The organism is Acinetobacter sp. XS-4, assembly GCF_023920705.1.
Lineage (GTDB): Bacteria > Pseudomonadota > Gammaproteobacteria > Pseudomonadales > Moraxellaceae > Acinetobacter.
Map to the genome: position 1 here is coordinate 923,990 of NZ_CP094657.1, position 25,378 is coordinate 949,367.

The 25,378-nt window shown below is 39.4% G+C and carries 20 protein-coding genes and 1 pseudogene; 16 read left to right on the top strand and 5 right to left on the bottom strand.

Features of this window, described 5'->3' with window-relative positions:
• The first annotated feature begins 108 nt into the window (after positions 1-108).
• The gene (locus tag MMY79_RS04295; protein WP_252612244.1) at positions 109-675 is read left to right on the top strand and encodes a TetR/AcrR family transcriptional regulator; all 567 of its coding nucleotides are present in this window, start codon (positions 109-111) and stop codon (positions 673-675) included.
• Here the strand turns inward: MMY79_RS04295 and MMY79_RS04300 are convergent.
• Positions 672-1,829 (bottom strand): glycerate kinase, encoded by a 1,158-nt coding sequence (locus MMY79_RS04300; protein WP_252612245.1) that lies wholly within the window; start codon positions 1,827-1,829, stop codon positions 672-674. The two genes, MMY79_RS04295 and MMY79_RS04300, sit on opposite strands and share 4 nt — an antisense overlap.
• Before the next feature lie 398 nt (positions 1,830-2,227).
• Between MMY79_RS04300 and MMY79_RS04305 the strand changes: the two genes are divergently transcribed.
• The 5 genes from MMY79_RS04305 (at position 2,228) to epmA (ending at position 8,188) form a co-directional block, all read left to right on the top strand.
• Complete coding sequence (locus MMY79_RS04305) at positions 2,228-4,636, top strand: FdhF/YdeP family oxidoreductase (RefSeq protein WP_252612246.1); 2,409 nt, start codon at positions 2,228-2,230, stop codon at positions 4,634-4,636.
• 78 nt (positions 4,637-4,714) lie between these two features.
• Positions 4,715-5,500 (top strand): formate dehydrogenase accessory sulfurtransferase FdhD, encoded by a 786-nt coding sequence (fdhD, locus tag MMY79_RS04310; RefSeq protein ID WP_252612248.1) that lies wholly within the window; start codon positions 4,715-4,717, stop codon positions 5,498-5,500.
• A gap of 150 nt (positions 5,501-5,650) precedes the next feature.
• Positions 5,651-6,043: a YkvA family protein gene (locus MMY79_RS04315; protein WP_004790561.1), complete on the top strand. Its 393-nt coding sequence runs from the start codon at positions 5,651-5,653 to the stop codon at positions 6,041-6,043.
• A 106-nt stretch (positions 6,044-6,149) separates the two neighbouring features.
• A complete protein-coding gene (locus MMY79_RS04320; RefSeq protein ID WP_252612250.1) occupies positions 6,150-7,217 on the top strand; it encodes a 4-phosphoerythronate dehydrogenase in 1,068 nt (355 codons plus the stop codon).
• Positions 7,214-8,188: an EF-P lysine aminoacylase EpmA gene (gene epmA / locus MMY79_RS04325; protein WP_252612251.1), complete on the top strand. Its 975-nt coding sequence runs from the start codon at positions 7,214-7,216 to the stop codon at positions 8,186-8,188. The genes MMY79_RS04320 and epmA overlap by 4 nt, the downstream gene beginning before the upstream one ends.
• Before the next feature lie 58 nt (positions 8,189-8,246).
• Here the strand turns inward: epmA and MMY79_RS04330 are convergent, their stop codons facing one another.
• Positions 8,247-9,236: a Tim44-like domain-containing protein gene (locus tag MMY79_RS04330; RefSeq protein WP_252612252.1), complete on the bottom strand. Its 990-nt coding sequence runs from the start codon at positions 9,234-9,236 to the stop codon at positions 8,247-8,249.
• Positions 9,237-9,318: 82 nt separating this feature from the next.
• Positions 9,319-10,707 carry a DNA repair protein RadA gene (radA, locus tag MMY79_RS04335; RefSeq protein WP_252612253.1) on the bottom strand — a complete coding sequence of 463 codons (1,389 nt, stop codon included), beginning with the start codon at positions 10,705-10,707 and terminating at the stop codon, positions 9,319-9,321.
• Positions 10,708-11,196: 489 nt separating this feature from the next.
• Here radA and MMY79_RS04340 point away from each other — a divergent pair, with 489 nt between their 5' ends.
• The 6 genes and pseudogenes from MMY79_RS04340 to MMY79_RS04365 all read left to right on the top strand — a co-directional run bounded on the left by MMY79_RS04340 (position 11,197) and on the right by MMY79_RS04365 (position 16,692).
• On the top strand, positions 11,197-12,603 hold the full coding sequence (locus MMY79_RS04340; RefSeq protein WP_252612254.1) for an amino acid permease: 1,407 nt from the start codon (positions 11,197-11,199) through the stop codon (positions 12,601-12,603).
• 140 nt (positions 12,604-12,743) lie between these two features.
• Complete coding sequence (locus MMY79_RS04345) at positions 12,744-12,965, top strand: lipoprotein (RefSeq protein ID WP_002118887.1); 222 nt, start codon at positions 12,744-12,746, stop codon at positions 12,963-12,965.
• 22 nt (positions 12,966-12,987) lie between these two features.
• Complete coding sequence (gene lysA / locus MMY79_RS04350; protein WP_252612255.1) at positions 12,988-14,238, top strand: diaminopimelate decarboxylase; 1,251 nt, start codon at positions 12,988-12,990, stop codon at positions 14,236-14,238.
• Between the two features lie 5 nt (positions 14,239-14,243).
• A complete protein-coding gene (gene dapF / locus MMY79_RS04355; protein WP_005307649.1) occupies positions 14,244-15,089 on the top strand; it encodes a diaminopimelate epimerase in 846 nt (281 codons plus the stop codon).
• Positions 15,090-15,170: 81 nt separating this feature from the next.
• Positions 15,171-16,094: pseudogene (locus tag MMY79_RS04360) on the top strand (ADP-ribosylglycohydrolase family protein).
• A gap of 1 nt (position 16,095) precedes the next feature.
• On the top strand, positions 16,096-16,692 hold the full coding sequence (locus MMY79_RS04365) for an alpha/beta fold hydrolase (RefSeq protein WP_252612256.1): 597 nt from the start codon (positions 16,096-16,098) through the stop codon (positions 16,690-16,692).
• Between the two features lie 54 nt (positions 16,693-16,746).
• Here MMY79_RS04365 and MMY79_RS04370 read toward each other — a convergent pair whose 3' ends face one another.
• A complete protein-coding gene (locus MMY79_RS04370) occupies positions 16,747-17,370 on the bottom strand; it encodes a LysE family translocator (protein ID WP_252612257.1) in 624 nt (207 codons plus the stop codon).
• A gap of 169 nt (positions 17,371-17,539) precedes the next feature.
• Between MMY79_RS04370 and xerA the strand changes: the two genes are divergently transcribed.
• The 4 genes from xerA (at position 17,540) to gyrA (ending at position 23,674) form a co-directional block, all read left to right on the top strand.
• Complete coding sequence (xerA, locus tag MMY79_RS04375; RefSeq protein WP_252613435.1) at positions 17,540-18,430, top strand: site-specific tyrosine recombinase/integron integrase; 891 nt, start codon at positions 17,540-17,542, stop codon at positions 18,428-18,430.
• A 461-nt stretch (positions 18,431-18,891) separates the two neighbouring features.
• Entirely contained in the window at positions 18,892-19,641 is a 750-nt protein-coding gene (locus tag MMY79_RS04380) for an electron transfer flavoprotein subunit beta/FixA family protein (RefSeq protein WP_004643793.1), read from the top strand.
• Positions 19,642-19,658: 17 nt separating this feature from the next.
• Complete coding sequence (locus MMY79_RS04385; RefSeq protein ID WP_016137313.1) at positions 19,659-20,591, top strand: FAD-binding protein; 933 nt, start codon at positions 19,659-19,661, stop codon at positions 20,589-20,591.
• Positions 20,592-20,959: 368 nt separating this feature from the next.
• Entirely contained in the window at positions 20,960-23,674 is a 2,715-nt protein-coding gene (gyrA, locus tag MMY79_RS04390) for a DNA gyrase subunit A (protein ID WP_252612259.1), read from the top strand.
• A gap of 50 nt (positions 23,675-23,724) precedes the next feature.
• Here gyrA and MMY79_RS04395 read toward each other — a convergent pair whose 3' ends face one another.
• Positions 23,725-25,371 (bottom strand): glycosyltransferase family 39 protein, encoded by a 1,647-nt coding sequence (locus tag MMY79_RS04395; protein WP_252612261.1) that lies wholly within the window; start codon positions 25,369-25,371, stop codon positions 23,725-23,727.
• Positions 25,372-25,378: the final 7 nt, after the last annotated feature.

Genomic DNA, 25,378 nt, shown 5'->3' on the forward strand with positions numbered 1-25,378 from the left:
TTTGATTTTTAGATGATGACTATAATCTAAAATATGCAAGTTTTGATGTCAACCATAATCAATGTATAATTATGAACAGTAGGGTGAATAAAAAGTGAGTAGGCCACCATGAAAGTCAGTAAAACTCAGGTAAAAGAAAACCGAGAAAAAATTGTTGAAAAGGCGACTCAACTCTTTCGTAACAAAGGCTATGACGGAGTTGGCATTGCCGAGTTAATGTCTAGCGCGGGCTTTACTCACGGCGGCTTTTATAAACATTTCACTTCGAAGACCGACCTTGTCTCAATTACTGTCAAACATGGACTTGAGCAGGTTTTAAAAAGAATAGAAGGTTTAAACTTAACTCAATTTATTCAGCTTTATGTGTCCCGCACTCATCGAGACAACCGAGATTTGGGGTGTACCTTAACAGCGTTATCTTGTGATGCTGCAAGACAGCCAGACGAAGTAAAAGTTGAATTTGAAGAGGGCGTTGAGCAACTTATTCAGTTCATTATGAACGAACGAGCAAAACAGGTTTCTTTGGAAGCGCCAGAGTTGAGAAAGCAAGCTATTAATATTCTTGCTCAATCTGTAGGGGCAATTGCCTTGTCTCGCGCATGCCCAGACCAATCAAACCTTAGCGATGAAATATTGGAAAGCTGTAAAGAAAGCCTTTTAAAGTTAGCCGATTAAACTTTTTTATCTCTCAAACTGGTTTGGCTAAATTGAATTAACCTCGCAATATCGACTGTTCTTTCATAAATAAGTTCTGCTGCATGTTCGCAGGCTTGTTCTAATGTGATGGGACCATTAGTTAGCGAAAAAGCAGCCGTAACGCCGTGTTCATAAAGCGCTTGGTAGCCTTCGCCTAATGTTCCTGCAACAACAATGACAGGAACATTGTGTGTTTTGGCAATTTGACTCACCCCAAAAACTGTTTTGCCACTTAAGGTTTGTTGGTCAAATTTACCTTCGCCTGTAATGACCCAGTCCGCCTTAGAAATTTTATGGGCAAGCTGATTGAGTTCAGCCACAACTTCAACTCCAGCTTTAAACTCCGCATTTAAATAACTTTTGGCTGCAAAACCTAAACCTCCCGCAGCACCAGAACCTGCTTCATCTCGTTTGTCGAAATCTAAAAGCTCAGCAGAGACATTGGCAAAATGGGCAAGAGCTTGGTCAAGTAACTCTATCTGAGCAGGTGAGGCACCCTTTTGTGGACCAAAAATATGAGATGCACCGTTTGGGCCACAAAGTGGATTGGTCACATCGGCAGCCAGTAAAAAACGAGTTTGCTGAATACGTGGGTCGAAATGTGTTAAATCAATTTTTGATAGGTTTTTAAGCGCGAGGCCACCTGCGGGTAAAACGTTGTGGTTAGCGTCGAGCAAAACTGCGCCCAAAGCACTGAGTAGTCCTGTGCCGCCATCATTGGTTGCACTACCACCCACAGTTAAAATAATGTTTTTTGCACCTGCGTCTAAAGCATCTAAAATGAGCTGGCCTGTGCCAAAAGTTGTGCTCTGGCAGGCATCACGCTCAGACGGTGGAACTAACTGTATGCCGCTCGCTTGAGCCATTTCAATGATGGCTATTTTTTGTTTTTCTAACCATCCCCATTTTGCTTGAACAGACTGACCTAATGGCCCTATTACGGTTTTTTCACGCCATTCACCTTCACAGACCTCTAACACAGCTTCTATGGTTCCTTCGCCACCGTCTGCCATTGGACATAACTGTGTTTCAGCATCTGGAAAAACCTCTTGCCATCCTTTGGCAATGGCTTGAGCGACGCCCAAAGCCGATAGGCTGTCTTTAAAAGAGTCTGGCGCAATCACAACCTTCATAAGTTCTCTAAATCTGTTTTTTTTCAATTAATTTATACTGCTTAAACTCATAAAAACCTACTTAAAATGACGTAAATTTCAGCTCATTACATCATTTCTATTTTTAAAAAATATAAAGTGAATTATGTTTTTATCTGTAAAAAACAGGTCATCATGTTTTTAAGATATTGTTATTATTTAAGTTAAATCATTTTTTGGTTTTGGCTGAATGATTGTAATTATAAAAAATATGGCACATATTATAACTAGCGTTGAGGCTGCCTCTAAATATCATGAGTAAGATAAAAGTGGATTTTTACTTATTAAGATAAACAGCAAATAGTGTAGATATAACCATAATTAAGTTGTGAATTTATTGCACCTATAGAATGTGTAAAAAGAAATAAGAGGATGACAAAGTGGATAATTCAGAAGAACAAAAGCATATTCAGGAAAATAACGGCTTTGCACGAATTGAACCCTATACTCATCCTGCGGGCGGATGGGGAGCTCTACTCAGCGTTGCTCGAAACTTAAAGCGGCAAGATATTTTAAAAAAAGGTTCAATTACCTTACTCAATATTAACCAGCCTACAGGGTTCGACTGTCCCGGTTGTGCATGGCCAGAAAAGAAAAATGCCCACGCGTTTAACTTCTGTGAAAACGGCGCAAAAGCGGTTGCATTTGAAGCAACCAGTAAAACAGTGACTCCCGAATATTTTGCAGGCCACACATTAAGTTGGTTATCAGAACAAAGTGATTTCTTTCTAGAAGACTTAGGTCGCTTAACCGACCCAGTCCGCTACGATGCTGAAACAGATAAATATGTCGCAATTTCATGGGATGAAGCATTTCAGATTATTGCTAAGCATTTACATGCATTAGATCACCCAGACCAAGCTGCATTTTATACTTCAGGCCGTGCGAGTAACGAAGCGGCATTTTTATATCAATTGTTTGTGCGAAGTTTTGGAACAAATAACTTTCCAGACTGTTCGAACATGTGCCATGAAACCACAAGCGTTGGGTTACTTGATTCGATTGGTTTAGGAAAGGGCACAGTCACCCTAGAAGACTTTGATTTAGCCGATGCAATTTTCAGTTTTGGGCATAACCCCGGAACCAATCACCCGCGTATGTTAGGTACTTTACGTGAAGTGTCTAAGCGGGGCGGTAATATTATTGCGATTAACCCCATTAAAGAGCGAGGCTTAGAGCGTTTCCAAGACCCACAAGCACCACTTGAAATGATGACCAACGGCAGTACCCCAATTAGTCGTTATTATTTCCAGCCTAAAATTGGTGGTGACTATGCACTCATGTTAGGAATTTTAAAGCACTTAAATGAGTGGGATAAAAAGGCGCTTACTTCAGGTAAACCAAGTGTTTTTGACCGAAATTTTATTGCGGTTAATACCATCGGTTTCGACGAGATGATTGCCGAAGTTGAAAAAACTGAGTGGAAAGATATTTATAAACACTCGGGCCTATCATCTGAACATTTAGAAAAACTCGCTAAACTCTTTTTAGAGTCTGAGCGCTCAATTTTCTGTTGGGGAATGGGAATTACCCAACATCGCCACGGAACATCCAACGTACACATGTTGGCAAATTTATTGTTGGCTCGTGGGCAAATTGGCAGACCTGGTGCAGGTCTATGTCCAGTTCGTGGACACAGTAATGTGCAAGGTGACCGAACTATGGGCATTAATGAGTTACCTAGCCCTAAATTACTCGACAACATTGACCGAGTGTTTGGAATTAAATCCCCTAGAAAAAATGGGCATGGTGTAGTCGAAACCATTAAAGCGATGTATGAAAATGAAGTAAAAGTCTTTATTGGTTTAGGTGGCAACTTTGCAGTTGCGACACCAGATACGCCGTATACCCAAGAAGCGCTTAGAAAGTGTAATTTAACCGTTCATGTTGCAACCAAGTTAAACCGTAGTCATTTGGTTTGTGGTAAAGAGGCACTCATTTTGCCTTGTTTGGGCCGTACCGAAATTGATGAGCAGCTGCATGGTCCACAAGCCATTTCAGTCGAAGATTCGATGAGTAATATTCATTTGTCGGCTGGGCGTAATACCCCAATTTCTGAAAATATTTTATCTGAACCTGACATCGTGGCAAGAATGGCTGAAGCGGTGTTGCCAGATAGTAAGATCAAATGGAAATGGTACATTGAAAGTTATGATCGTATTCGTGACTCAATTGCTGAGGTCTTTGATGAGTTCCATGATTTTAATTTACGTGTCTATAATCCGGGTGGATTCCATCTAGAACATCCAGCTAATCAGCACATTTGGAACACAAAAAGTGGTAAAGCACAGTTTATGATTACACCACTGAGTGAAGTCTATGGCGATAAAGAAAATCAATATGCTGCCGCTTATACCGAGAGCAAAGTTTATACCTTAATGACCACTCGCTCTCATGACCAATACAACACTACGCTATATGGTCTTGACGACCGTTACCGTGGGGTATTTGGACAGCGCCGTGTGTTGTTTATGAACCAAGCTGATATTGATGAAGCTGGCTTTGAAGCAAATCAGTGGGTTGATATTGAAAGTGTTTTCTCAGATGGCGTGAAACGTATTGTGCATAGTTTCCGCATTGTGCCGTACAACATTCCACGTGGCAGTTTAGCTGCGTACTATCCAGAGACCAATCCTTTGGTGGCCTTAAGCAGTCATGATAAATACGCCAAGATTCCAGCTTCAAAAAGTGTTCCTGTGATTTTGCATGCTGGTGATGCACCTGCACACTTTAATTTGGCAACAGCAGTTGACCCTGAAGATGCCGATAAGAAAGTAAGCAGCCTTTAAATTAACAGTGATATAAAAAATGTAATTCAAACAAATGGCGCTCTAAACAAGCGCCATTTCAAGATAAAGGAAATTATTTTGACACCACATTCTTATGGGGTTGAAACATTACAAGTAAAGCGGTTTAAGAAAACCGAATCTGAAAGTGTTTTAGATAATATTGTTCAAGAACATCCGATTGCTTTGGTATATAACGGCATTTCTCATGCAGTGATGATGGCAACGCCTACCGATATTAATGTGTTTGCTAAAGGTTTTAGTCTGTCCGAAGGAATTTTAACGAGCTTAAAAGAGTTGTATGCCATTGAGGTTCATGAAAGTGAACTGGGAATTGAAGTGAATATGACCATTTCATCTAGAGCATTTGCTGCGTTAAAAGAAAGGCGACGTATGTTGGTGGGTCGTACAGGCTGTGGTTTGTGTGGTATTGAAAGTTTGGAGCAGCTTCAGCTCGATATTCCTAAAATTACGATCGGGCCTTCCAAAGAATGGCTTGAACAAATTCCAATCGCGATTTCTCATTTAAAAGATCAACAGAAAATTACTGCCTTAACGGGTGGCGCTCATGCCGCTGCTTGGGTGGTTCAAGGCAAAATCATGGCTTTGTTTGAAGATGTTGGCCGTCATAATGCTTTAGATAAATTGTTAGGTTATTTAGCTCAAGAAAACTACGACACCAGTTCAGGTTTTGTTGTTATGACCAGTCGTGCAAGCTACGAATTAATCCGTAAATGTGCTCAGCTTAATATTGGTTTATTGGCTTCAATTTCTGCTCCAACCAGTATGGCCATTCGGCTCGCAAAAATATCTGGCCTAACTTTAGCAAGCTTTTGTCGTGGAGATGATTTCGTTTTATATACATAAAGGTCATGCATTTAAATATTGATAAGAGCAGTTCAAATGCTAAGAATGATCAAACATAATGGAAATATACATTTCTATTTTGCCTAATTTTAAGTTAAGTACGAACTTTATACTTTATGATCAGACTTATATCGTTCAGAGTATGTCCCAGTGGCTTGGTTACAGTCCTTAAAAGATTGGGCAAAACGTCTAAAAAAACAAATTATTATGCTTTGGTTTGCATCGAAGCATCCTCAAATGCCGATATTGCCTAAAATTTTGGCAGTGATTGCTGTTGCCTATGCTTTTAGTCCGATCGATTTAATTCCAGATTTTATTCCTATTTTAGGTTTTGTCGATGACGCTTTAATTTTGCCCATTCTTATTTGGTTAGCTGTTCGCTTTACGCCTAAACAAGTCATTTTAGATGCAGAACAACAAGCTGATGAATGGCTAGAGCAGCAGGAGCGACGACCTCAAAATTATTTGGTCGCTGTATTGATTATTTTAGTTTGGATAACGCTAGCGGTAATGGCCTATTTCTATTTTGGCGGCGGTTTATAAGCCTTAAAAGTACAAGATATAGAATCGTGAATTTAAAGGCATTAACATTGTGCTTTGCTACAACTCAAAGGATAATAACGTTTTTATAAGCTATGAGTTGCAGATAATGAAAATCGTCGCAGATGAAAATTTGGCATTTACCGATTACTTTTTTTCAGAGTTTGGCGATATTCAACACCATGCAGGACGCACCTTAACACATGCAGATGTAAAAGATGCAGAAGCATTATTGGTTCGCTCAGTCACTGCGGTGAATGCAAGCTTAATCGAAAATACAGCATTAAAATATGTGGGTAGTGCCACAATCGGAACCGATCATTTAGATATTCCTGCTTTAGAGAAACAAGGAATTACATGGGCAAATGCGGCAGGTTGTAATGCGCAGGCAGTTGCTGAATATGTCATTACTGCTTTACTTCATTTAGATATGAACCTTTTAGAACAACAAGAAAAATTTACCCTAGGAATAGTGGGGCTTGGAAACGTCGGTACGCGTTTGGCACATATGGCCCAGTTGTTGGGCTGGAGTGTGATTGGTTTTGACCCATATGTGCAGTTAGATTCAATTAAAAATGTGAGTTTAGAAACTCTTTTGAAACAAGCCAATGCAATTTCAATTCATGTGCCTTTAACCAAAAATGCTGAACATGCGACGTATCATCTTTTTGATGAGCAAGCGTTTGCTGCACTTCAACCGAACACAATTTTAATTAATAGTGCGCGTGGTCCAGTCGTGAAAGAAGCTGCTTTAATTGAAGATATTCAGCGTACCCAGCGTAAAGTTGTGCTCGATGTATTTGAGCATGAGCCAGTGATATCTGAAGAGCTTATCGATATGTTAGCGTTGGCAACACCGCATATTGCAGGTTATAGCCTTGAAGGGAAGGCTCGTGGCACCCAAATGATTTATGAAGCGTTCTGCCAAAAGTTTGGATTCGATATAAATAAACGTTTCGAGACCCAATTGCCTGCATGTGACGACTATTTTTCAGGAAATGATTTAAAAGCGGTGTTAAAGCAAAAATTAGCTCAAATTTATGATATTGCTCAAGATGATGTCAACATCCGTGCTTGCATTAAAGAGGGCAAAGTTGAGCAAAAAGCATTTGATTTATTACGTAAGAATTATCCGCTGCGCCGTGAATGGGCAGCACATGGAGGGCCGCAGGCATGAATTTAAGTTATCAACCTACTTGTTCAATTGATGCCTTAAAAGCACGTGCCAAGCTCTATAACCAGATTCGTCAATTTTTTGCTGAACGTGATGTCATGGAAGTGGAAACACCGATTGTTTCGCAAGCAGGTGTCACCGATGTGCATTTAGCTTCTGTTCAGGCTTTACGTCATATTAATGGCAAATTGCAGACTCAATATTTACAGACTTCGCCTGAGTTTGCCATGAAGCGTTTGCTGGCGAGTGGCAGTGGGCCGATTTACCAGATTTGTAAGGTTTTTCGAGACGATGAACACGGGCGTAAACACAATAGTGAATTTACCATGCTTGAATGGTACCGTCCCGCTTTTGATCTAAAAGCTTTAATGCATGAAACCGCCGATTTATTGCAAAGCTGTTTGCAGCATCGCTTTGGTGAAGTTCGTCCGTTTATTTTAAGTTATAAACATGCTTTTCAAGATCGTCTTGATATTAACCCATTACAAGCAACGTTGAAGCAACTCAAAGATACGGCAAATCGCGTGGGATTAAACCTTGATTTGGGTGATGACCGTTTAGCTTATATCGATTTGTTATTTTCGCATTTTGTTGAACCAAGTTTAGGGTTTGATGCACCTGTCTTTTTAACTGACTTTCCACCAGAAATGGCATCTTTGGCAAAAGTAAAAGTAGATGAAGATGGGGAAGAGATTGCAGCACGTTTTGAGGTTTATATTGAGGGTTTAGAGCTGGCAAATGCTTACGATGAATTACTTGATGCAGACGTATTACGCTCACGCTTTGAAGCAGACAATGCAGAACGGGTTAAGCAAGGCCTTCATGTTATGCCTTTAGATGAACATTTGTTAGCAGCTTTGCCTCATATGCCAGAATGCTCAGGAATTGCTTTAGGTGTAGACCGCTTACTCATGGTTGCCATGGATCAGGTTAAAATTGAAAAAGTCATTACCTTTCCAGCAGAAATTGCTTAAAAACTGACAAATAAAAAAGCCACAATATTGTGGCTTTTTTATTGAGGGTTTATTTAGCTTAAGCTTGTTGAATGCCTGCAACAACCCAGTCTTGCTGAGAGCCAGCAGGCTTAACAAAGTGCCAGATTTCAGTAAATGGTTGTGGCAAGCTGTTTAAATCTTCACTCACAGTACCCGTGAAGCGTACGCTTACAACGTATTGACCATTTTCAGTCGCGCTGTCTACAACCATCGCATTCAGATTGCTAAATTCAGCAACGTCTTGATCTTGGTTTTCCATGATGTCGTTATACATAGAACTATAAAGTTCTGGTGTTAAGTAACGGCGAATTTCTTCAATGTTACTTGCAGTATTCATCGACTGGATGTGATTAAAACGTTGACGTGCAATACGTAAGAAAGCAGCAGGTTCACTACCATCTGGAAGTTGATTGCCATTGCTCGTTGTTGCACTACCAAAAGGAGCTTGGGTTGCTGCACCGCCACCAACAGATTGACCAAAGATATTTGTATTATCTCCAGCATTACGTGGTGTCGCTTGTGGCGCAGCAGAACGGCCAAATGGGTTTTGACCATCATTATTTGGTGCGTAAGGATTATTACCCGCTAATTTTTTTTTTGCGCCCAATTTGCGGAAAACAAAAAAGGCTAAAGCTGCTGCAAGTAATACCCAAAGCCAGCTAGGAATTCCACCTTTTTTCTCTTCTTGCGCTTGAGCAGCTTGTTCTGTTCCAGCTTGAGTTGCTTGATGTTCAGTTGATGTTGGTTTGTCATCAGCTAAAGCATTTGCTGCAACAGCACCTACGGCAGCACCAGCCACACCAGCTGCAACCATTGAACCAACACCCGGACCTGATCGTTGAGGTGCAGTAGCAGGTTGTTGAGCAGGAGTCACTTGACGAGGTTGTTGATAAGACTGGCTTGAAGTAGAAGAGCGTGCCATACCGTGGCTTTTACCACCACCTGCACGTTTAGCTTCAGCAAGAGGCGAAATTGCTAAAGCAGCCATTAAAATACCGGTAATCAAGCCACGCTGGTGTACTTCCATAGGAAATTCCTGTCTAAAATTAAATTGTAATAGTATTTATGAAGGTATTTACGCTAAATTTCAACCATAAAAGTATGTTTTTTTATGTCAATTCATCACTCAGTTGCATTGCTTCGGTCAATGCTTCATGTAGACGGGCAACTGCAATGACTTGTACGCCGGGAATTGCTTTTTGCGGCGCATTACCTCTTGGCAAAATGACATACTTAAAACCATGTTTTGCAGCTTCTTTTAAACGCTCCTGACCATTTGGTACAGGACGAATTTCACCAGAAAGACCCACTTCTCCAAAAACTGCAAGTTGTTGAGGTAAAGCTTTAGTCCGTAAACTTGAAGCACATGCTAATAAAACTGCTAAGTCTGAACCTGTTTCGGTAATTTTTAAGCCACCCACAATGTTCACATAGACATCTTGTCCTGTGGTTTGAACACCGCCATGACGATGCATGACAGCAAGCAGCATGTTCAAACGGTTTTGTTCAAGACCAAGTGCGACGCGACGAGGTTGCCCTTGGGCATCATCAACTAAGGCTTGGACTTCGACCAAAAGAGGGCGAGTCCCTTCACGGCTAATCATGACAATTGAACCGGGAATCGCTTCATCATAACGGCTTAAGAAAATGGCAGAAGGGTTAGCAACTTCGCGTAAACCTTTATCTGTCATGCCAAATACGCCAAGTTCATTCACCGCACCAAAACGGTTTTTAACAGCGCGAATCATTCGATAACGTGAGTCTGATTGACCTTCAAAGTACAGTACACAGTCCACCATGTGTTCTAAAACACGTGGACCTGCCAGTGCACCTTCTTTGGTCACATGACCAACAATGAAGAGTGCAGTGCCACTATTTTTTGCATAACGAGTTAATAAAGCAGCAGATTCACGAATTTGTGAAACACCACCCGGTGCCGATTGAAGTGTTTCTGTATAAAGCGTTTGGATCGAATCTAAGATCGCCACGACAGGTTTTTCTTGTTCTAAGACTTCGCAAATTCGTTCAACACAGGTTTCGGCCATGACTTTTAACTGGTCGGTAGGCAAGTCAAGACGTTGTGCGCGAAGTGCAACCTGAGATAAAGATTCTTCACCGGTAATATAAAGTGCAGAACTTTTTGCACTTGCCATATAGGTTGCTGTTTGCAAAAGAATGGTCGATTTACCAATTCCGGGGTCACCACCAATCAATACGACTGAACCCGTAACTAAGCCTCCGCCAAGTACGCGATCAAATTCACTGATACCAGTCGGTAAGCGTGTTTCATGAGAAACCGAAACTTTATTTAGCGTTGTAATATTGGCAGCTTGACCCGCATAGCCCCCAATTTTCGGACGTGCGCGATGAGCAGTGGTAGGCTCAAGTTTAACTTCAGTCAAAGAATTCCATTCACCACACTCTGAACATTGACCTGCCCATTTAAGATGATCGGCACCACATTGTTCGCAACGGTAAACAGTTTTGACTTTGCTCATATTAGACTTCAGTTAAAAACTTCTTAATTAATAGTAGAAACGGAGTATAACAAAACCAAAATAGAGAATCAGTTTTGAAGTGGAATACATTTTGCTTAATTTAAAACAACGAAAATATCAGGTCATTGTTCATGTGTTAGATAATTTAAAAGATTAAGGTCGAGCAGGGGTATTTTTAATAAGCAGATGAAGGACTGAAATGAAATTGAACATTAGAAAAACGGTCAATTGAATCGTCTTTTTAATTTAAAAATCAGACAAGTTCAAGTCATGTTTTTAGACCGTAAAGTGCGTTGTATTGCTATGGGCTTGTGCGTATTATCAGATTTAATTGTATGTAGCTTGAAATCATCAGCAATACAGATAAAAATCGGTTAGCTGAAAAATTATCAAAAAATATACATTTAAAAGATACCTGCAAATGGTGCGATATCGTCTTTTTGATTTTAGCTAACGGACTAAAAAAAATTACTGGAGTGTATTGATAAGATGTCGAATCAAAATCTGAGTGAGTCTCATGAACAAGGTGAGCTCCATCGTAGCCTGTCAAATCGGCATTTACAGCTGATCGCGATTGGCGGTGCAATTGGTACGGGATTGTTTATGGGATCAGGCAAAACGATTAGTCTTGCTGGCCCCTCAATCTTATTTATTTACCTGATCATTGGTGTGATGGTGTTTTTTGTCATGCGTGCGCTTGGCGAATTACTTCTTTCAAACCTTGCCTATAAATCATTTATTGATTTCACAACAGATTTAATTGGCCCATGGGCAGGTTATTTTGTCGGTTGGACCTATTGGTTGTGTTGGATCACCATCGGTATTGCAGATCTTTCCGCAATTATCTATTACTTACAATTCTTCAATAACGGTCTACCTTTCTCGCCTGTCGAAGGTGCCATGATTAGTGTTGCAGCCATCGTATTCATTATGGGTTTGAACTTGTTAACAGTTCGCTTGTTTGGTGAATTAGAGTTTTGGTTTGCACTTATCAAAATCCTAGCAATTATTATTTTAATTGCTGTGGGTCTATGGATGATCTTTACGGGCTTTACCTCGACGACAGGTGAAGTTGCTTCATTTACACATCTATGGGCAAATGGCGGTTTCTTCCCGACGGGTGTACATGGCTTCTTGGCAGGTTTCCAGATTGCGATTTTTGCTTTCGTTGGTGTAGAACTTGTCGGAACAACGGCTGCGGAAACTAAAGATCCTGAACGTAATTTGCCTAAAGCAATTAACTCAATTCCAATTCGTATCATTATTTTCTATGTGCTTGCATTAATTATTGTCATGTCAGTAACACCATGGAATAAAATTGATCCAGCGATCAGCCCATTTGTAAACTTGTTTAGTCAAGCAGGTGTTGCAGCAGCAGCAATCTTGATGAACTTGGTCGTGTTGTCATCAGTGATGTCATCAATGAACAGTGGCGTGTTTTCAACAAGCCGTATGTTGTTTGGTCTATCTCGTGAAGATCAGGGACCAAAAGCTTTTGGTAAATTGAACAGACGTGCAGTACCTGCAAATGCATTGTATTTCTCTGCTGCGTGTTTATTGTTAGGTGCAGCATTACAGTATTTTGTACCAAATACCGTTGAGGCGTTTACGCTTGCAACAACACTTTCAACAATTCTGTTCATTTGCGTGTGGTTACTGATTATCTGGAGTTATATCCGTTATTACACTACACGTCCTGAGCTGCATGCAAAATCAACATTTAAATTGCCAGGCGGCTTATTTACATGTTGGATCACGATTATTTTCTTTATTGGTATGATTTACGTGTTGTCTTTAGAGCCAGATACGTTTAAAGCGCTTAAAGTCAGCCCAATTTGGTTTCTTATATTGATCGTTGGTTATTTCTTCTTCTATAAACCGCGTCATAAAAAGTAATTAAATTTATTTGGTTATGATCAAACGCTGGCTGAAAAGCTGGCGTTTTTTATGCATATTGTTTTTCTCTTTAAGTTTACTCTTTAGCCGTCTGCATGATCACGGTATACTGCATCGAATTGTTTAAATCAGGTGCTCAGATGCGTCGTGTCATTTGCCTCATCAGTTTATTGAGCAGCAGTATTTTGCTAAGCGCTTGCGGTCAGTCAGGAGCATTACAGCTACCTTCTGATCCGAATTATGACAAACGTGCGAAATACTTGCTCTATCGTAATAAAGAACAGAAACAAGTTGTGCAACAGGATGAACAAGCTGAACAGCCAGTTGAATCATCAGCCCCAACCCAAACAACTTCACCTTAAGCTTTGAAATAAGGACACATTCATGAGTTTCACTCGCATTAATGGAGTATTGCACGCAGAGCAATGTTCTATGGAGCAGCTTGCGCAGCAATTTGGCACACCCTTGTATGTTTATTCAAAAGCAGCTTTTGAAAAACATTACTTAGATATGGACCGTGCTTTTGATTTTATTGATCATCAAATCTGTTTTGCGGTGAAATCTAACTCAAATTTAGCTGTTCTTAATGTATTGGCAAAACTTGGTGCTGGTTTTGATATCGTATCGGGTGGTGAGCTTGCACGTGTTTTAAAAGCGGGTGGAGATGCATCTAAAGTTGTTTTTTCGGGTTTAGGTAAAACCGAAGCCGATATCGAAACATCTTTAAATGTAGGCATTGCTTGCTTTAATGTAGAGTCTTATGCAGAACTAGACCGTCTTCAAAAAGTTGCAGCTCGTCTAGGCAAAAAAGCGCCGATTTCTTTACGTGTAAATCCAGACGTAGATGCAAAAACGCATCCTTATATTTCAACAGGTTTAAAAGAAAATAAATTTGGTATTCCAAGTGATACCGTTTATGAAACCTATCAATATGCTGCATCTTTACCAAACCTTGAGATTATTGGAATTGACTGCCACATTGGTTCGCAATTAACCGAGACTAAACCATTCGTTGATGCTTTAGATCGTGTCATGTTGATGATTGAGGAACTAAAAAAACTTGGCATCAATCTTAAACATATTGATATTGGTGGTGGTTTAGGTGTTTGTTATAAAGATGAAACACCGCCAAGTGTTGAAGAATATGCAAACTCAATGAAACCTGCTTTAGAAAAGTTAGGTCTTAAAGTTTATATGGAACCGGGCCGTAGCATTAGTGCAAATGCAGGTGTGCTTTTAACCAAAGTTGATTTGCTCAAGCCAACGACTCATCGTAACTTCGCCATTATTGATGCTGCAATGAACGATTTAATTCGCCCTGCATTATATGAAGCATGGATGGATATCCAACCTGTGGTACCAAGTTCAGATATTGAAGAAAAAACTTGGGATCTCGTAGGTGCAATCTGTGAGACAGGTGACTTCATTGGTAAAGATCGCTCATTGGCTTTAAAAGAAAATGACTTGTTAGCTGTTCTCGGTGCTGGTGCTTATGGTTTTGTAATGAGTTCAAATTACAATACACGTGGACGTGCTGCAGAAGTGATGGTGTCTGGCGACAAAGCTCATTTGATTCGTGAACGTGAAACAGTTGAATCCCTTTGGGAAAAAGAAAGTTTATTGCCTGAGGAGTAAATGAAATGTTGTTAGAATTTACTAAAATGCATGGCTTAGGCAATGACTTTATGGTGGTTGATCTAATCAGCCAACGTGCCTATTTAGATACAGAAACAATTCAACGTTTAGCCGATCGTCATTTCGGTATTGGTTTTGATCAACTTTTAATTGTTGAACCACCTGATTTACCGGAAGCAGATTTTAAATATCGTATTTTTAATGCAGATGGTTCTGAAGTTGAACAATGTGGTAATGGCGTGCGCTGTTTTGCTCGTTTTGTACATGAGCGTCATTTAACAACGAAAACAAGTATTACCGTCCAAACTAAAGCAGGGATTGTAAAACCTGAACTGGGGCAAAATGGTTGGGTTCGCGTGAATATGGGCTACCCGAAATTCTTGCCGAATGAAATTCCGTTCATTGCTGAACAACCAGAAGCTTTATATACACTTGAGTTAGCCAATGACCAAAACATTAGTATTGATGTGGTCAATATGGGCAACCCTCATGCTGTCACTATTGTTCCTGATGTATTAACTGCGGATGTTGCTGGTATTGGTCCACAAGTTGAATCGCATAAACGTTTCCCTGAGCGTGTGAATGCTGGCTTTATGCAAATCATTGATGAAAAGCATGTACGGTTACGTGTATTTGAACGTGGTGTAGGTGAAACCCTTGCGTGTGGTACAGGAGCTTGTGCTGCTGCGGTAAGTGGTATGCGCCGTGGCTTACTGGGTAATTCAGTTGAAGTTGAACTTGCTGGTGGTAAGCTACAAATCGAATGGCAAGAAGGTGATGTAGTCTGGATGACGGGTCCAACAACACATGTATATGATGGGCGTTTGGATTTACGTTATTTTCAAGGCTAAGTAAGATTTTTCTTAGGGAAAAGGCCTTAAATAAGGTCTTTTCCCTTTATTATTTTTACAAGAATAAATATTGAGAGAAAAATGCAAAATAGAATTAGAGGAGCAATTTATGGTTTGCTGATTGGTGATGCAGTCGGTGTGCCATATGAATTTCATTCAGCTTTGCAGCTTCCACTTTACTCACATATTGATATGATTCCACCTAAAGATTTTAGGCGAACTTATCCTGATATTCCAATTGGAACATGGTCAGATGATGGAGCTCAGGCTCTATGTTTATTAGCATCCCTATTGCATTGTCAGAAACTCGATAATATCGATTTTGCTAACCGTCTTCGCAATTGGTACCGTTATGGTTATATGGCGGTTGATTATCAAGTGTTTGATATTGGAGTGCAAACTGCTCAGGCGTTACAACGTTATGAAGCTGGAGTATCTGTAGAAGAGATGGCTAATACAGATGAACATTCGAATGGTAATGGAGCGTTGATGCGTACATTACCTGTGGCATTATGGCATAGGGGATCTGATTAGCAATTAGTTGAGTTAGCCTATCAGCAGTCTCATTTAACGCATGCTCATCTTCGATCAAAAATTTGCTGTGCTTTATATTGCTTATGGGCAAAATATTTATTGAAAGGACAATCAGTTAATGATGCTTGGAAATCTAGTATTTCCATACTGATGCAACTTTATAAAAATAGTGTTAATGAACAGCAAGAACTTAATCATATTATTGATTCAACTCATGAGAAAAAAATATCGGGCAGTGGTTACGTAGTGGATTGTTTACATTCAGCTCGTTTTGCTCTGCAGCAAGGTAATTATGAAGATGTCATTAAAACGGCTATTGCCTTAGGACAAGATACTGATACAACTGCTTGTGTTGCAGGAGGATTGGCAGGAATTGTGTTTGGATATGAAGGGATTCCACAAATATGGTTACAGCAGTTAAGAGGGAAAGAATTGCTAGAGCCGCTATTAACACGATTAGAAGAAGTATGACATGAATTTAATTTTCTTACCGGGCGCATCAGGCAGTACGACATTTTGGCATCCCTTGATTGAAAAATTACCTCAGCATTACCAGACAAAAATTATTGGTTACCCGGGTTTTGGGGATATACCAGAATCCCTTGAGATCAAAAACTTTGAAGACCTAAAAAAGTATGTGGTTGATCAAATTAATGAAGAATCTGTAATTGTTGCTCAATCTATGGGTGGGATTTTTGCTGTTGCAGCAGCGTTGCAAAAACCTCAATTGGTGAAAGGGCTGGTCTTGATTGCAACTTCTGGTGGAATTAACCTTGAACGATTTAATGTGCAAGACTGGCGTGAAGCATACCAGCAAGCATTTTTAAAATATCCAGATTGGTTTATTACTACCAATGCCAACTATGAAGAGTTCTTATCAGATATAAACGTTGAAACTTTATTAATCTGGGGTGATAACGATCCGGTGAGTCCCGTTCAGGTGGGTCAATATTTAAATCAAAAATTTGAGAATTCGACGTTATATGTTGTGAAGGATGGTGATCATCAGTTGGCAGAAAAACATGCCGATGAAGTTGTAGTGCAAATAAAAGACTATTTAAAAAGTTGAAGTAATTCTTTAAGGTATAAAAAGCGTGCTGACATATAGCACGCTTTTAAAAATTTACCTTTTACTCAAAGCCAGTTTTAAAGCAAACAACACAAAAATACTGCCTGTAATCCGGTCCATATATTTCACAAACTTAGGTTGCTTCAGATAACGTGACAGTGGCTGCATGGCTAAAATTAATAAAATTGACCATAAGATTCCAATCACCACATGAATCATCACAAGCCCCATAACCCAAGTGATAGCAGATGCTTGTGGTGGAATAAATTGTGGAAGAAATGAAATATAAAAAATTCCAACTTTGGGATTGAGTAAGTTACCCAAAAAACCTTTAATAAACCAATTCTGTGAAATAGCCATATTTGAATTACTTCCTTGCATGTCTGAAAGTTGGCTACGCGGTTTTAAAATCATATTTAAACCCAACCATGTAAGGTAAGCAGCCCCCATCCATTTCAGAATATTAAAAGCTAAATCAGAAGCCATGAGCAAAGCACCCAGACCACAAGCAACCACAATTCCCCATGCAATACAGCCAAGGCTGATACCCACTGCTGCTTGAAATGCTTTCGATTTACCTTCAAGAGTAGCAGTACGAATAATTAAAGTCGTATCGAGACCAGGTGTAAGCGTAAGTAATGTAATCGCAATTAAGTAAGGAATGAGTAGGGTGGTCATGACAGCAGGGTTCCGACGAGTACTTAAGATGAAGTTTAATATATAAGGTAGAGAGTTGTTATGCTGTGTGATCTTAAATTTCCTGAACAACAACTTTTTGATACACTGAAAAAATAAAATGAGCAAATAAATGGAGAGCAATTTGGATTTTGCATTACAGCTGCTCTCAATGTGGTTAAAAGAAAGAAAAATTCAGAACCAGTCTGAGCACACGATTACGGCTTATGAAAGGGATGTTAAAAGTTTTCTTGAGTTCTGTGAACACAAACGACTAGATTTAAGAAATATTGAAGCTTCAGATTTACGTGAATATTTGGCCCAGCGTGTTGAGCAGGACCAGTTAAGTTCAAGCAGTATGCAGCGTCATCTCACCTCAATTCGCCAGTTTATGAAATGGGCTGAACAAGGAAAATATCTAGAAATTAACCCTACTGATGACTTTAAGTTAAAACGTCAGCCTAGACCCTTACCGGGTATGATCGACATAGAAATGGTTAATCAAATTTTAGATCAACCTATGCCTGAAAAACCAATTGATCAGCAATTATGGTTAAGAGATAAAGCCATGCTCGAGTTACTTTACTCAAGTGGTTTGCGTTTGGCTGAACTGCAAGGCTTAACAATTAAAGATATAGATTTTAACCGTCAATTGGTACGTATTACAGGTAAAGGGAATAAAACCCGTATTGTACCATTTGGAAAAAAGGCGAAAGAAAGCCTATTGAATTGGCTGAAAATTTACAAAATATGGAAAGGGCATTTTGATCAGAATGCTTTTGTTTTTATTTCTCAAAGAGGTGGTGTGTTAACCCCACGGCAAATCGAAAAGCGTGTAAAGCTTCAAGCGCAAAGAGCGGGTGTGAATGTAGATTTACATCCTCATTTATTAAGGCATTGTTTTGCTAGTCATATGTTATCAAGTAGTGGTGATTTGCGATCAGTACAAGAAATGTTAGGCCATAGTAATTTATCTACGACACAAATTTATACGCATATCGATTTTGATCATTTAGCTCAAGTCTATGATCGAGCTCATCCGAGAGCGCAAAAGAATGAATAGATTTAAAAACTGCCTTAATAATAAAGTTGATTAAAATGGCAAGTCTTATACGAATGTAGACATCATTTGTATTTTTTTAGAAATTTGTTTAAGAGAAATAGCGGAAATAGTCAAATTGACCATTTTGATCTTTGGATATTTTGTCGGTACCCCTGACTCAAAAACATCTAATTTAGATTATTTTAAGGCGATCTTATGTTTCTGACTAATAAGCTAAATAAGATAAAAAGATAATAAAAATCAATATATAAAATAGAGTGTAAAAAGAACAAAATAGCAGCTAATAAGGCATAATATTTTTTTTATGAACTGATGGTTTCATCTTTTTTGTGCAGTTCTGGAAAATTGTGACTTGACCGAAATGCCAAACACATTGCAAGATAGGGTACCTAAAAAATTTTAATTGAAGAGTTAATATACTTTTCTCAACATTTACTTTTGCTAGAACAGCCGAGGATTACATGAAGGCTCTTGTTGCTGTAAAACGCGTGGTTGATGCCAACGTCAAAGTTCGTGTTAAGCCGGACAATAGTGGGGTTGACCTAACTAACGTTAAAATGTCAATTAACCCATTTTGTGAAATCGCAGTGGAAGAAGCGGTTCGCTTAAAAGAAAAAGGAACAGTATCAGAAATCGTTGTTGTTTCTGTGGGTCCTAAAGAAGCTCAGGAACAAATCCGTTCTGCAATGGCTCTGGGAGCAGACCGCGGTATTTTGGTTGAAACTACTGATGAAATTGGCGCTTTAGAAGTTGCTAAAATTTTAAAAGGTATCGTTGACGCTGAAAAACCAGAACTTATCCTTCTTGGTAAACAAGCAATTGATGATGACTCTAACCAAGTCGGTCAAATGCTTGGCGCATTATTAGGTGCGGGCCAAGGTACATTCGCTTCTGAAGTGAAAGTTGATGGCGGCAAAGTACAAGTAACTCGTGAAGTTGACGGCGGTTTACAAACTGTTGAACTGGCACTTCCTGCAATCATTACAACTGACTTGCGTTTGAATGAGCCACGTTATGCAGCATTGCCTAACATCATGAAAGCTCGTAAGAAGCCACTTGATACTAAATCTCCTGCTGATTATGGCGTTACAGCTGGTACTAAGCTTAAAACTGTTAAAGTTGAAGCTCCAGCAGAACGTAAAGCTGGCGTACAAGTGAAATCTGTAGATGAGCTTGTTGAAAAATTGAAAAATGAAGCGAAAGTGATCTAATACGGAAGGATAAAATCATGAGTATTTTAGTTATCGCTGATCACAACAACCAAGTACTTAACGGTGCTACTTTAAACGTTGTTGCTGCAGCACAAAAAATCGGTGGTGATATTACTGTATTAGTTGCTGGTTCTGGTGCTCAGGCAGTTGCTGATGCTGCTGCTAAAGTTGCTGGTGTAAGCAAGGTTTTACTTGCTGACAATGCTGCTTATGCAAACCAGTTAGCTGAAAACGTAGCTGCTTTAGTTGCTGATTTGGCTAAAGGTTACAAATACGTATTAGCTGCTTCTACAACGACTGGTAAGAACATTCTTCCACGTGTTGCTGCTCTTCTTGATGTAAGCATGATCACAGACATTATTTCTGTTGAATCTGCGAATACATTCAAGCGTCCGATTTATGCAGGTAACGCGATTGCGACTGTTCAATCTGACGAAGCAATCATTGTAGGTACAGTTCGTGGTACAGCATTTGATCCAGTAGCTGCTGAAGGTGGCTCTGCTGCGGTTGAAGCAGTAAGTGAAGCGAAAGATGCAGGTATTTCTAACTTTGTATCTGAAGAAATCGTAAAACTTGACCGTCCTGAATTAACAGCTGCTCGCATTGTTGTTTCTGGTGGTCGTGGTGTTGGTTCTGGTGAGAACTACCATAAAGTACTTGATCCATTAGCTGACAAGCTTGGTGCAGCACAAGGTGCTTCACGTGCAGCAGTTGATGCGGGCTTCGTACCGAACGACTTCCAAGTGGGGCAAACTGGTAAGATCGTTGCACCTGACCTTTATGTTGCTGTAGGTATTTCTGGTGCGATCCAGCATTTAGCTGGTATGAAAGATTCTAAAGTTATTGTTGCAATCAACAAAGACGAAGAAGCGCCAATCAACAGTGTTGCTGACTACTGGTTAGTTGGTGATTTGAACACTGTAGTACCAGAGTTGGTATCTAAACTTTAATCTTTACTGGTTAAAGTCGAAGAACCCTTAGTTTTTACTAAGGGTTTTTTTATTGTAGGAATGAATAAGTTAAAGGCTAAATTAGATTTGCTGTCTCATTTTGGGTTTGATTTTTATAGAATAAAAATCACATAGTTTTAATATGGTGAACCTATGCTCATTACAGCGATATGATAAGAATAATATGCAATTAAATTATACAAATATCACCAGATTGACCATGTAGATTCCGTACATTCCAAAGCGCTTTTGTGCTATACTATACAGCTATATTTTTTTCGATTTTAGTTCAGTTTTCGGAACTAAATTTTTTGCAAGATCAAGACATATAAGCAGATGGAAATTTCTATCTGCAAGAAGGAGTATGCATGAGCGTATCGGAAATCCGACCGATTGCCATTGAGGATGAACTCAAGCATTCATATTTAGATTACGCGATGAGTGTAATCGTATCTCGTGCATTGCCGGATGTGAGAGACGGTCTGAAACCTGTTCACCGTCGTGTGCTATTTGCCATGCACGAATTGGGCAATGACTATAACAAAGCCTACAAGAAATCTGCACGTGTTGTTGGGGACGTAATCGGTAAATATCACCCTCATGGTGACTCAGCTGTTTATGAAACCATTGTACGTATGGCTCAGGACTTTAGTTTACGTTATTTATTGGTAGATGGTCAGGGTAACTTCGGTTCGATTGATGGTGATAGCGCAGCTGCAATGCGTTATACCGAAGTCCGTATGACTAAGTTAGCGCACGAACTTCTTGCAGATCTAGAAAAAGACACAGTTGATTGGGAAGATAACTACGACGGATCTGAGCGTATTCCTCAGGTGCTTCCAACACGTGTTCCTAACTTGTTAATTAATGGTGCTGCTGGTATTGCTGTAGGTATGGCAACCAACATGGCGCCACACAACATGACAGAAGTTGTGAATGCATGTTTAGCCTATGCCGACAATCCGAATATCTCGATTGAAGGATTGATGGAATATATTACTGGTCCTGATTTCCCTACAGGCGGTATTATTTATGGTAAATCAGGTATTGTTGATGCTTACCGTACAGGTAAAGGCCGACTACACATTCGTGGTAAATACCATTTCGAAGAAGATGAAAAGACAGGCCGTATAACGATCGTCTTTACTGAAATTCCATATCAAGTCAACAAGGCAAGAGTTATTGAACGTATTGCCGAGTTAGTTAAAGAGAAAAAACTTGAAGGTATTTCAGAGCTTCGTGATGAGTCTGACAAAGACGGTATGCGTATTGCGATTGACTTGAAACGTGGTGAAAATGCAGAAGTCATTGTAAATAACTTATTCTTAAATACACAGCTTGAAAACTCTTTCAGCATCAACATGGTTTGTCTTGACAACGGACAACCAAAATTGATGAATCTGAAAGATATTATTGCGGCATTTATTCGTCACCGCCAAGAAGTCGTGACACGTCGTACCATGTTCGAATTGCGTAAAGCACGTGAACGTGGTCATATCTTGGAAGGCTTAACTGTAGCCTTAGCCAATATTGATGAAATTATCGAAACCATTAAAACTTCTGCTAACCCAGCTGAAGCGCGTGAGCGTTTACTTGCAGGTGAGTGGGCTGGCGGTGGTGTTGTTTCTTTACTTGAAAATGCTGGTGCTATTTCTGTTCGTCCAGATGAGATCGAAGGTGAAAACCCAGATCGTCCATTTGGTTTAACTGAATCCATTTACCGTTTATCACCAACGCAAGTAGGTGCAATTTTAGAATTGCGTTTACATCGTTTAACGGGTCTTGAGCAAGACAAATTACATGCAGAATATACTGAAATTTTAGGTCAAATTGCTGAACTTACAGCAATTCTTAATGATTTTAATTTATTGATGGCTGTAATTCGTGAAGAATTAGCACAAGTACTGCAACAGTACGGTGATGGACGTCGTACAGAAATTATTGAATCACGTATTGATTTCAGTCGTGAAGATTTAATTCCAGAAGAGCAAGTCGTATTAACAGTTTCACAAACCGGTTACGCAAAAACTCAACCACTTTCTGACTATCAGGCTCAGCGCCGTGGTGGACGTGGTAAGTCTGCAACTTCAATGAAGAGTGATGACTTTATTCAGCATCTCATTGTAGCTTCAAACCATGCGACTGTGCTGTGCTTTACTAACGTAGGTAAAGTCTATCGTCTTCGCGTATTTGAAGTGCCTCAAGCATCACGTGGTGCAAAAGGTCGCCCGATTATAAACTTGTTACCTTTAGATGCGAACGAAACTGTAACTGCTATCTTGCCGTTAACAGAGTTCCCAGAAAACCATTACGTATTTATGGCAACAGCTTCAGGTACGGTTAAACGTGTTGATTTGGAGCAGTTTGCTAACATTCGTTCAAATGGCTTACGTGCAATTGAACTGAATGAAGAAGATACCTTGATTGGCGTTGCGATTACTGATGGTAATCAGCAAATCATGTTGTTCTCGAATGAAGGTAAGGCAATTCGTTTTGCAGAAACTGACGTGCGTTCAATGGGTCGTACTGCTAAAGGCGTCCGAGGTATGCGTGTTAGCTTTGCAAGTAGCACTTTAAGCGAAGAAGATGCAGAAATTGAAAATGATGAATCTGATGACAATGAAGATTCAGCAGATTTAACTGTAGTAAGTCGCATTGTATCGCTTGTTGTTGTGCCTGAAACGGGTGAAGTGCTGTGTGCGAGTGCCAATGGTTATGGTAAACGTACTCCTGTAAATGACTTCCCAACCAAAAAACGTGGTGGTAAGGGCGTTATTGCGATTAAAACAAGTGAACGTAATGGTGAGCTTGTGGGTGCAGTATCTATTGATGAAAGCAAAGAATTGTTGCTTATTTCTGATGGTGGCACATTAGTTCGTACGCGTGCTGCCGAAGTTGCAATGACTGGTCGTAACGCACAAGGTGTACGTCTGATTCGTTTAAGCGAAGAAGAAACTCTAGTGGGCGTTGTGTCTATTGATGCTGTTGAAGATGAAGAAGAGTTTCTCGAAGGAGAAGTGGATACTTCAGAAGTAGATGGTGAAGATGCAGTTTCTACGAATGACGATGTGTCAGAAGAGTAAGTCTTAATTAAATAAAAAAGGAAGCGTAAGCTTCCTTTTTTATTGGCGGTTTATTTTGATTTATGAAAGATAAACACATCATAATTTCGATAATGTAGTGTTTTAACAGATGGATCTTTAGTTGCAAAATTATTAGGCTGACTTACGACAATCAAATCTTGCTTTTGCGTTAAAGCATCTTGAAGCTGTTGCTCACTCCATAAGTATTTTTTGCGTTGTGGTTCAAATAATAAACCATCTTTAATTTCTAAAGATGCACTATCTGAATGCACTGTATCCCATTGATTTACAATATATACAGGCTGTTTTAGCTGTAAAAGAAATGGAACATCATAGAAATAGTAATTGTAGAACACTATTTTTGTAGACGGGGTTATGTACTCAGCAAAACTTGTTTGTCCTACATTATTTTTGGTATCTAAAATACGAACGGCAAAAGGGACTGAACTACACAAAACAATTAAACTGATAAAAATATAGTTCAAATAGTTTATTTTTTGATTTTTATATAACCAGATTAAAGTCAGCGGAAGCACAATTAAGAGAGTGCCAATAGCATAAATAAATACGGCTTGGTTTTGGAAAAAGGGTTGATGTGCACGCATGAAATGCGGTGTAGCAGTAATACCTATTCCGACAAGCATAATAAATATAGGTAAACCCCAAACCTGTAATTTGGTTTTATATTCACTTTCAAGTACTTGGTTGATAACAAGAGCCAAGAAAACAGCCAGTGGGGGCACAGCTGGTAAAATATAGCCAGCTAGTTTAGACGGAGGAATAGAGAAGAAAACTGTGACAGAAATAAACCACCATACAAGTAGGGTAAGTAAAACGGATTGCTTATACTTCTGAAATACGGCTTTAATAGATTGAAATCTACTTGCAAAAATCCATGGTAAAAAACTGACAAATAAAATAAGCAGATAGAAACACCATGGTTGCTTATTATTAAACTCTTTTGAACTAAATCGGCTAAATTGCTGGTCTATAAAGAAATAATGTAAAAATTGTGGGTATTTAAGTTGAACTGCATATAGCCATGGACTAACCAGTAATATAAATAGCAAAATCCCCAAAGGGTTAAGTAATGAAGGGATTTTTTTCCATTGTTTGGTGTAGAGCAACCATGGTAAAAGAATCATGCCGGGAATTAATATCCCAATCAGACCCTTACTTAAAAACGCAGCAGCACCTGCAAAATACCCTAAAAATAAAATAGATTTACGTGCTGAAATTGTGAAATCAACAAAACATAAAACACTAACGGTAATCCATGAAGCAAGGAGTAAGTCATGATTAATATATTCACTGCTACCAAAAAATAGTAAATTGGTGCCTAAAATAATGGCAGTAAGTTGTGCTACACGTTCTGAAATGTGATTTCTAACGAATAAGAATAGGCTGATGAGCATGAGTGTAGCTGCTAGCACTGGAACTAATCTCAACACCCAAATATGCATACCAAAAAGTTCCATAAATATAGAACTTAACCAATGTAATAGAGGAGGCTTGTGCATAAATGGCAAGCTATTGATACGGGGAATTAACCAATCTCCCGACTCAAACATAGATCGACTAATGTCTCCGTAGCGTCCTTCATCTGGTACAGAAAGAGGTCTTATCCAAGACAAAACAAACAGCCAAATCGGTAAAAATATTAATAAGAATTTGGAACTACGAAGCCATTGCTGCATACATAAT

Bases quoted from the DNA above. Each gene is read 5' to 3' on its own strand.
- lysA (WP_252612255.1), top strand. From the start codon at position 12,988: ATGAGTTTCACTCGCATTAATGGAGTATTGCACGCAGAGCAATGTTCT.
- MMY79_RS04295 (WP_252612244.1), top strand. From the start codon at position 109: ATGAAAGTCAGTAAAACTCAGGTAAAAGAAAACCGAGAAAAAATTGTT.
- MMY79_RS04365 (WP_252612256.1), top strand. From the start codon at position 16,096: ATGAATTTAATTTTCTTACCGGGCGCATCAGGCAGTACGACATTTTGG.
- dapF (WP_005307649.1), top strand. From the start codon at position 14,244: ATGTTGTTAGAATTTACTAAAATGCATGGCTTAGGCAATGACTTTATG.
- gyrA (WP_252612259.1), top strand. From the start codon at position 20,960: ATGAGCGTATCGGAAATCCGACCGATTGCCATTGAGGATGAACTCAAG.
- MMY79_RS04300 (WP_252612245.1), bottom strand. From the start codon at position 1,829: ATGAAGGTTGTGATTGCGCCAGACTCTTTTAAAGACAGCCTATCGGCT.
- MMY79_RS04340 (WP_252612254.1), top strand. From the start codon at position 11,197: ATGTCGAATCAAAATCTGAGTGAGTCTCATGAACAAGGTGAGCTCCAT.
- MMY79_RS04380 (WP_004643793.1), top strand. From the start codon at position 18,892: ATGAAGGCTCTTGTTGCTGTAAAACGCGTGGTTGATGCCAACGTCAAA.
- MMY79_RS04345 (WP_002118887.1), top strand. From the start codon at position 12,744: ATGCGTCGTGTCATTTGCCTCATCAGTTTATTGAGCAGCAGTATTTTG.
- MMY79_RS04320 (WP_252612250.1), top strand. From the start codon at position 6,150: ATGAAAATCGTCGCAGATGAAAATTTGGCATTTACCGATTACTTTTTT.
- MMY79_RS04385 (WP_016137313.1), top strand. From the start codon at position 19,659: ATGAGTATTTTAGTTATCGCTGATCACAACAACCAAGTACTTAACGGT.
- epmA (WP_252612251.1), top strand. From the start codon at position 7,214: ATGAATTTAAGTTATCAACCTACTTGTTCAATTGATGCCTTAAAAGCA.
- MMY79_RS04395 (WP_252612261.1), bottom strand. From the start codon at position 25,371: ATGCAGCAATGGCTTCGTAGTTCCAAATTCTTATTAATATTTTTACCG.
- MMY79_RS04370 (WP_252612257.1), bottom strand. From the start codon at position 17,370: ATGACCACCCTACTCATTCCTTACTTAATTGCGATTACATTACTTACG.
- MMY79_RS04330 (WP_252612252.1), bottom strand. From the start codon at position 9,236: ATGGAAGTACACCAGCGTGGCTTGATTACCGGTATTTTAATGGCTGCT.
- radA (WP_252612253.1), bottom strand. From the start codon at position 10,707: ATGAGCAAAGTCAAAACTGTTTACCGTTGCGAACAATGTGGTGCCGAT.
- xerA (WP_252613435.1), top strand. From the start codon at position 17,540: ATGTGGTTAAAAGAAAGAAAAATTCAGAACCAGTCTGAGCACACGATT.